Annotated in this window: 7 protein-coding genes; all 7 read left to right on the top strand. The window is 58.3% G+C overall.

Annotation, left to right across the window (positions count from 1 at the left end):
* Nucleotides 1-232 precede the first annotated feature (232 nt).
* The 7 genes from E6C55_RS32930 to E6C55_RS32900 all read left to right on the top strand — a co-directional run bounded on the left by E6C55_RS32930 (nucleotide 233) and on the right by E6C55_RS32900 (nucleotide 7,163).
* A complete protein-coding gene (locus E6C55_RS32930; protein ID WP_136374076.1) occupies nucleotides 233-1,180 on the top strand; it encodes an MraY family glycosyltransferase in 948 nt (315 codons plus the stop codon).
* A 91-nt stretch (nucleotides 1,181-1,271) separates the two neighbouring features.
* Nucleotides 1,272-2,366, top strand: coding sequence for a PucR family transcriptional regulator (locus tag E6C55_RS32925; RefSeq protein ID WP_136374075.1), 1,095 nt, complete (start codon nucleotides 1,272-1,274; stop codon nucleotides 2,364-2,366).
* 91 nt (nucleotides 2,367-2,457) lie between these two features.
* Nucleotides 2,458-3,579, top strand: coding sequence for an ABC transporter ATP-binding protein (locus E6C55_RS32920; RefSeq protein WP_136374074.1), 1,122 nt, complete (start codon nucleotides 2,458-2,460; stop codon nucleotides 3,577-3,579).
* A gap of 146 nt (nucleotides 3,580-3,725) precedes the next feature.
* Nucleotides 3,726-4,658: an HPr(Ser) kinase/phosphatase gene (gene hprK, locus E6C55_RS32915; RefSeq protein ID WP_136374073.1), complete on the top strand. Its 933-nt coding sequence runs from the start codon at nucleotides 3,726-3,728 to the stop codon at nucleotides 4,656-4,658.
* A gap of 45 nt (nucleotides 4,659-4,703) precedes the next feature.
* Nucleotides 4,704-5,933 (top strand): prolipoprotein diacylglyceryl transferase, encoded by a 1,230-nt coding sequence (gene lgt / locus E6C55_RS32910; RefSeq protein WP_136374072.1) that lies wholly within the window; start codon nucleotides 4,704-4,706, stop codon nucleotides 5,931-5,933.
* Nucleotides 5,934-5,974: 41 nt separating this feature from the next.
* Nucleotides 5,975-6,628: a pyrophosphatase PpaX gene (gene ppaX / locus E6C55_RS32905; protein ID WP_136374071.1), complete on the top strand. Its 654-nt coding sequence runs from the start codon at nucleotides 5,975-5,977 to the stop codon at nucleotides 6,626-6,628.
* Nucleotides 6,629-6,632: 4 nt separating this feature from the next.
* Nucleotides 6,633-7,163, top strand: a complete 531-nt coding sequence (locus E6C55_RS32900) for an acyltransferase (RefSeq protein WP_136374070.1) — start codon at nucleotides 6,633-6,635, stop codon at nucleotides 7,161-7,163.
* Nucleotides 7,164-7,687 lie beyond the last annotated feature (524 nt).

Here is a 7,687-nt window from a genome sequence, read left to right as displayed (position 1 = left end):
CGTGAAGGTGACAAATTACCCTGAGCCTGAACAACCTTGTTGTCAGGCTGGCGTCTTTAGGCGCAGTTTGGCAACAAGGGGTTATACCCCAAGAGCAAACCACCCGTTGGACGGGTGGTTATGATTTTACCGGCTTATTTGATTTGCCGGCTTATTCGATGTTCCCGACGTGCATGAGGTTTCCGATTGCTGGAGAGGTTAACAGCAAACGCCTGTACCCGGGGGGCTTCAGATGATCTACTTGTATGCGTTCGGAAGCGCATTTCTTCTCGTTCTTCTGCTGGTTCCGATCGTCCGAGCGGCGGCGGAGCGGCTGGGCTTCGTCGATCGTCCGACGAAGCGGAAGGTTCATAAGGCGCCGGTGCCGCTTAGCGGCGGGCTTGCGATCTATGCGGGCGTGATCGCCATGGCGTATCTGTTCGTGGGCGACGGCCAGATCGTTCGCGTGCTTGTTGTCGGCGGAGGATTGCTGGTTGCCGTCGGTCTTGTCGACGACGCCTTCAAGGCGTACGGCAAGGAGTTCCCCGTCTGGCCCCGCCTCATCGTCTACATAGGGGCCGCCTTGCTTCCCGTCCGGTTCGGGATCACGATCCAAGGCATCTCCGCCCCCTCTCATTCCGCGATGCTGATCTTCTCCGAGGGTTGGGCTATTTTCTTCACGGCGCTCTGGATCTTCTCCCTCATTAACATGATGAACTTCATCGACGGTGTGGACGGGCTCGCCTCCGGTGTGTGCGTCATCTCCTCCTTGACCCTCTTCGTGGCCTCCTTGCTCGGCAACCAGGACGTGATCGCCATTCTGGCCATTGTTCTCTCCGGCTGCTGCCTGGCGTTCCTGACGTACAACTTCCATCCGGCGAAAATATTCATGGGAGACGCGGGGGCGACATTCCTCGGGTATGCGCTCTCTGTGCTGGCGATCGAAGGGACTCTGAAGGGGGCGACGTTCCTCTCGGTGCTCGTTCCCCTGCTTGCTCTGGGCGTGCCTATTCTCGACACGGTGATCGTGTTCAGCAGGCGTCTCCTTGAGGGCAAAGGGCTTCATCGCGCGGACAATCTTCATACGCATCACAGCCTGATGCGGTGGGGGCTGACGCAGGTGCAGACCGTATCGTTCCTGTATTTGATCGCCGCCGTGTTCGCGCTGATGTCGATTGTTATTGTGCTGCTATTAAGATGAGGGAAAAATCGTTCATGTCCGAGGGTAGCCCTTAAGTCCGTTAATTATGCTACAATTGTGAATATTGATTACGGATGAGGGGCATGCGGCGATGAACAAGAGCAAATTGCATCAGCTCGCGGAGCTGGCGGGAGGACCCGTAGAGGTCGTCGTCGTCGGCCGCGGCGAGTGGACGGCGTCCGGCGGTTCCGATCAGCCCGAGGCGGGGGACAGCGTGACCCAGGGCGCGGGAAGTTTGATCGCGGTCAGCGTGGAAGGAGAAGAGCTGCAGGCGCTCAGGTTCGCGAAGGCGCTCACGCCGCTGGAATACGAATTGTTCAAGTGGGTGCTGCAGCCTTCGGCTTCGCGAACGGCGGCGATCGGGTTCACGGACACCGAGCGGAGCGCGAGACGGCTGGGCGAGTGGGTCGAGACAAGCATCGGCTCCGGGGACCTGCGCGCGGAGATTCCGGATCGCTTCGAGCTGGGTAATCGGCTGTTCGACGGGATGATTCCGTTCCTGCTCATCAGCGAGCAGGCGGACGATCGCGAGCTGCCCTACGGCGAACTGGAGAAGGTATTCCGCTCGTTCCTCTCGGACGATCTGCTGCTTATTCCGATACGGGAGAGGGAGTGGCTTGTTCTCGGGTCGGACCGGCTGCTGGCGGAAGTCGAGTCGATCGAGGAAGACATCATCGAGATGGACGAGACGAAGGAGGCGCTGGCGCAGCTTGCGACCGGGCTCCACCAGATGTTCACCGAGGAGTGGGGAGGAGAGTGCCACGTCGCGGTCGGCGTGCCGATCATCCCGACGGAGAGCCTCGTTCAGACCGTCGCCAGCCTGCGCGAGACGGTGTACCTCGGGCGTAAATTCCATATGGGAATGCAGGTGCACCTGCCGTGGATGGTTCACCTCGAGCGGCTTCTGAACGGCATTCCCGAAGCGACGCGCACCCGGTTCATGGAAGAGATGGTCGGGCGCCCCGACCTGTTCACCGAGCCGGAGACGATCTCGACGCTCGACGCTTTTTTCGCCATGGACTGCAATGTGAGCGAGACGGCGAAGCGCTTGTATATTCATCGCAATACACTTTTATACAGACTCGATAAGCTGAAGCAGGAGACGGGCCTCGACGTTCGTTCCTTTAACGACGCGGTTCTTGTCCGAATCATGCTGCTATTGTACAAAGTTACGAAAAGGAAATGAATTTTTTGTACGCTTTGTGCATAGTCATTCGACACTGCTCTGGGTTAAGATAGCTATGTACCTTAAACGAGTAGTTAGGGGGAACTTATAAATGGCAGGCGTACGTTTAGAGCATGTTTATAAAAAATATCCAGGTTCCGACAAAGCATCGGTAACCGACTTTAACCTCGACATTCAAGACAAAGAGTTCCTCGTGCTGGTTGGTCCTTCCGGTTGCGGCAAGTCGACCACGCTGCGTATGATCGCGGGCCTCGAAGAAATCTCCGAAGGCAAGCTGTACATCGGCGACCGCGTCGTGAACGACGTCGCTCCGAAGGATCGCGACATCGCGATGGTATTCCAATCCTACGCCCTGTACCCGCACATGAACGTTTATCAGAATATGGCCTTCGGCCTGAAGCTCCGCAAGTTCCGCAAGGACGAGATCGACCGTCGCGTTCGCGAAGCGGCTCGCACGCTCGAAATCGAACACCTGCTGGACCGCAAGCCTAAGGCTCTGTCCGGCGGTCAGCGCCAACGCGTTGCCCTCGGCCGCGCTATCGTCCGCGAACCGCAAGTGTTCCTGATGGACGAACCGCTCTCCAACTTGGACGCCAAGCTCCGTACTCAGATGCGCGCCAACATCTCCAAGCTGATGAAGCGTCTTGAGACGACTTGCATCTACGTAACCCATGACCAGACGGAAGCCATGACGATGGGCGACCGCATCGTGGTCATGAAGGACGGCTTCATTCAACAAGCCGCTACTCCGGAAGAGCTGTATAACCACCCGGTTAACCTGTTCGTTGCCGGCTTCATCGGCGCTCCTGCGATGAACTTCATCAACGGCCAACTGACGGACGAAGCCGGCGGCGTTCACTTCAAGGCTACAGGCGTGAATGTTGAGATTCCGGAAGGCAAGGCGAAGGCTCTTCGCGCGAAGGGCTACATCGGCAAGGAAATCATTCTGGGCGTTCGTCCGGAAGACCTGCACGAAGAGCCGGTCTTCATCGAAGCTTCTCCGAAGTCCGTTATCACGGCAAGCATCGAAGTGTCCGAGAACCTCGGCCATGAGATGTTCCTGTACCTGAACGGTCTTGGCAAGGAGAGCGTCATCGCCCGCGTTGACGGTCGTTCCGGCCTGCAAGAAGGCCAGAACGTGAAGCTCGCGATCGACATGAACAAGATTCATGTGTTCGATAAGGATTCCGAGCTGAACATCTTCGAGAACTAATCCGTTATCTCCAAGCGCTCGGCCAGACGGCCGGGCGCTTTTTATCTGGCGCCCCTCGATCGTCTTTGCCGGGAAGGGGCTTTTCCGTTGCTTTCCTGCTTTTTTTTAGATACGATGGTTAGGACAAGTGGAAGGGAGACCGTGCGATGGCCAAGAAAGTAAGAGTATCCGAACTCGTTCAACAGTTTCAGCTTGAGGTCGTGGCCGGAGCGGACGGCCTGCGGCGTATGATACAGACGGACGACCTCAACCGCCCGGGCCTCGAGGTTGCCGGTTACTTCGAATACTATCCTCTCGAACGGGCGCAGATCTTCGGCAAGACGGAGCTGGCCTTCCTTGAGACGCTTACATCGGCGGAGAGGCTGGAACGGATGCAGAGGATCTGCACGGACGAGACGCCCTGCATCATCGTTACCCGCGGTCTCGATGTGCCTTCGGAGCTGATCGAGGTTGCCGGAGAGAAGAACTTCCCGGTGCTTCGCAGCGGGCTCGCCACCACGATTCTGCAGAGCCGGATCACGAACTACCTGGAGAAGAAGCTGGCGCCGACGGCAACGATCCACGGGGTTCTTGTCGATGTGTACGGCGTCGGGATGCTGATCACCGGCGGCAGCGGCATCGGCAAGAGCGAGACGGCGCTGGAGCTTGTGAAGCGCGGGCATCGCCTCGTGGCCGACGATGCGGTCGAAATTCGCCAGACGGCGGACAACCTGCTCTACGGCAGCGCTCCCGAGCTTATCCAGCATCTGCTGGAGATTCGCGGCCTCGGCATCCTGAACGTCATGACTCTGTTCGGTGCAGGCGCCGTGCGCACATCGAAGCAGATTACGCTTGTGATCAAGCTGGAGAATTGGCAACCGGAGAAGCAGTATGACCGATTGGGGCTTGACGAAGAGACGACCAAGCTGATCGAAGCGGAAGTGCCGCTTGTGACGGTGCCGGTGCGTCCCGGCCGGAACCTGGCGGTTATTCTCGAAGTGGCGGCCATGAACTTCCGGCTGAAGAGAATGGGATACAACGCCGCGCTGCAGTTTACGAACAAACTCACCGAAGCGATTGCAGACGAGGATTACGAGTAATACGATTCTTCGGCACAGGCCGGAACTTAGGGATGGAGGATTCGAATGCTGCCGCTTAAACTTGACCCCGTTGCGTTCTCGTTGGGGTCGCTTCCAGTGCACTGGTATGGAATCATTCTGGGAACGGCCGCCTTGGTCGGCCTGCTTCTGGCGATATGGGAAGGCAAACGCTTTAACCTGTCGCCCGACTTCTTCCTGGATCTCATGCTGTACGGGGTCCCGTCCGCGATTATCGCGGCTCGCCTCTACTATGTCGCCTTCACCTGGGACTACTATAGTCAGCATCCGGGCGAGATCATCCAGATCTGGAACGGCGGGATCGCGATCTATGGCGCGCTGATCGGCGCGCTGATCTGCGGCTTCCTGTACTTCAGGGCCAAAGGCTATTCGTTCTGGCGTGTCGTCGACATCTGCGCTCCGTCATTGCTCGCCGGGCAGATGATCGGACGTTGGGGCAACTTCGTCAACCAGGAAGCATACGGCTCGGAGGTGAAGGAATCGTTCCTTCGCAATACGCTGCATCTTCCTAACTTTATTGTTAATCAGATGAACGTAAACGGTGTTTACCATCATCCGACCTTCCTGTACGAATCTCTCTGGAGCTTGCTTGGCATCATCATTCTCTTCATTCTCCGCCGGCAGAGCTTCCTTCGCTCCGGGGAATTGTTCATCTCTTACTTCATCTGGTATTCGATCGGGCGCTTCTACATCGAAGCGGTTCGCACGGACAGCCTGGCGTTCAACGGGGCGGACTGGCTGGCTTCCTTCCTGAAGGTGCTGTGGAAGCCAATGGAATGGATGGGCTTCGAACAAGGATATCTGGACCCGCAATACGGCGACGTTCGCATCTCGCAATTGCTCGCCTTGCTGCTCGTGATCGGCGGCATCGCGCTGATTATCATCCGCAGGAACACGGGATTGTCGCGGGAGAGATACCTCGACCCGCTCGTCAGCACGAAGCAGCCTGCGGCAGCGGAAGGGGCGGATTCCGAGAAGGTTGTCTCCGGGAAGGATTCCGCGGCCGACTTCGCAACGGGAACGACGGCCGGGGCGATTGCGGCGGTCCCTTCCGCACCGAGAGAAGATTCGGAGCCGCTCTCTCCAGTCGAGCCCGCCGACAAGCGGAGCGACGATTCGGCCGCACAAGCGGATCACCGGGCGAACGATGTCCCGGAATCGGCGGCTCCTTCCGCGGATGATGGAATCGGGGGCGGCTCGGACTCCGGCGGCGGGGATTCGAGCGGAGGAGACTCCGGCGGTTCCGGCGGCGATTAAGCGGCCAAGCGACAACAGGATGGAAATGAGGCAATGAACGAATGACAGCCAAGATTAGCGCCGTCTTGTTCGATCTTGACGGCACCATTATCGATACGAACGAATTGATTATCGAATCGTTCTTGCACGCTCTTCACGGAATCGTTCCCGCCGACTTCGGAAGGGAGCACATCATCCCGAGCATGGGGCTGCCGCTGCTGACGCAATTGCGTCAGTTCTCGGGCCGGGAAGAGGTTGACGACCTCGCTCTGGCCTATCGCGAGTACAACCTTCTGCGCCACGACGAGATGGTGACGCTCTTCCCGGGCGTCGGCGACGTCGTTCGCAAGCTTCATGCGGCGGGCATCAAGCTCGGCATCGTCACGACGAAGATGCGAGCTTCGACGGAGAGGGCGCTGAAGCTGCTCGGCATCTACGAGGATATGGGCACTATCGTGACGCTTGACGATGTCGAGTTTGCGAAGCCGCACCCCGAACCGGTGCTGAAGGCCATCGCGGCGCTGGGATCGGACCCTGCCGAGACGATCATGGTCGGCGACAGCAAGGTCGATATCGAGTCGGCCGTCCGTGCGGGCGCCGTGCCGGTCGGGGTTGCTTGGTCGCTGAAGGGGGAAGGGCTCCTGAAGGATGCGGGGGCCGCCCATATCATCCAAGAGATGGAGCAACTGCTGACGATATGCGGATTGGAGCGATGAGCGCTTGAGACGAGTGGAACGCTATCCCGTGGAAGGTCCCAATTCGTTGTGGCAGGTCTACCGGACGGTCTCCCGCTGGAAGGCGGTCCGCAACTTCGTCTTCATTCAATTGGCGCGTTATTGCCCAATTCTGCCCGTCAAGAATTGGATTTATCGCAAGCTGCTCGGAATGAAGGTCGGCGACCGAACGGCCTTCGCCCTGATGGTGATGGTCGACGTGTTCTTCCCGGAGCGAATCGAGATCGGGAGCAACAGCATCATCGGCTACAACTCCACGCTGCTTACCCATGAGTACCTGATCGACGAGTATCGGATCGGCCCGATCGTCATCGGCTCCAACGTCATGATCGGGGCTAACGTTACGGTGCTGCCCGGCGTCACAATCGGAGACGGGGCGGTCGTCGCCGCCGGCGCCGTCGTCCACCGCGACGTTCCCGCCTATGCGCGGGTGGGAGGCAATCCGCTGCGCGAGCTCGTCTCGCGTCGGCAGGAGGAAGAGGCCTCCGAGGATCGGCCTCCGACTCGGGTTCATTGAGTCGCTCGGCCGTGAGGAACGGGCAGGGGCACAGACAGGGGCAAGGGCAAGGCGATGTGGCAAACGAAGGCAAGCCAGTGGATAAGTCCATGCTGCAGGAGTCGTCGTACTCTTTGTTGGCGTGGGCTTTTCTATATGGTGCTGTGTCGCTATGTGCGGTTATCGGGAGGGACGGCTGTGCGCGGCTGTGTGCGGCTGTGTGCGGTATGGTTATTCGGCAACAGGGAGCAAGCAATTCCGGAATATATGCTAAATATCACATTCAATTCGTCGAATCGCCGGAAGAAGCAGGGATTTATGTGAAAAACCACATAAATAAGGGGGAAATGCGTCGTGACTGGAGGAATATATGCGAAAAACCACTTATATTCCGCCGAACACCTCGAATGAGCAGGGGACGAATGTGAAAAACCAGAGCGACCGAGCATAGGTTGAGTAACTTAGCAGGTGGAAACCCTGCTTGGAAAAGGCGAAGCCACGCCACCAATAGCGAGTCTTGGAGCGAAGCTGGCAACAGAGTCGTT

Origin of the sequence: Cohnella fermenti, assembly GCF_004801405.1 — a bacterium.
GTDB classification, from domain to species: Bacteria; Bacillota; Bacilli; order Paenibacillales; family Paenibacillaceae; genus Cohnella; species Cohnella fermenti.
Note: the sequence above shows the minus strand (reverse complement) of the source record. Positions and strands in the feature narration are given on the sequence as shown.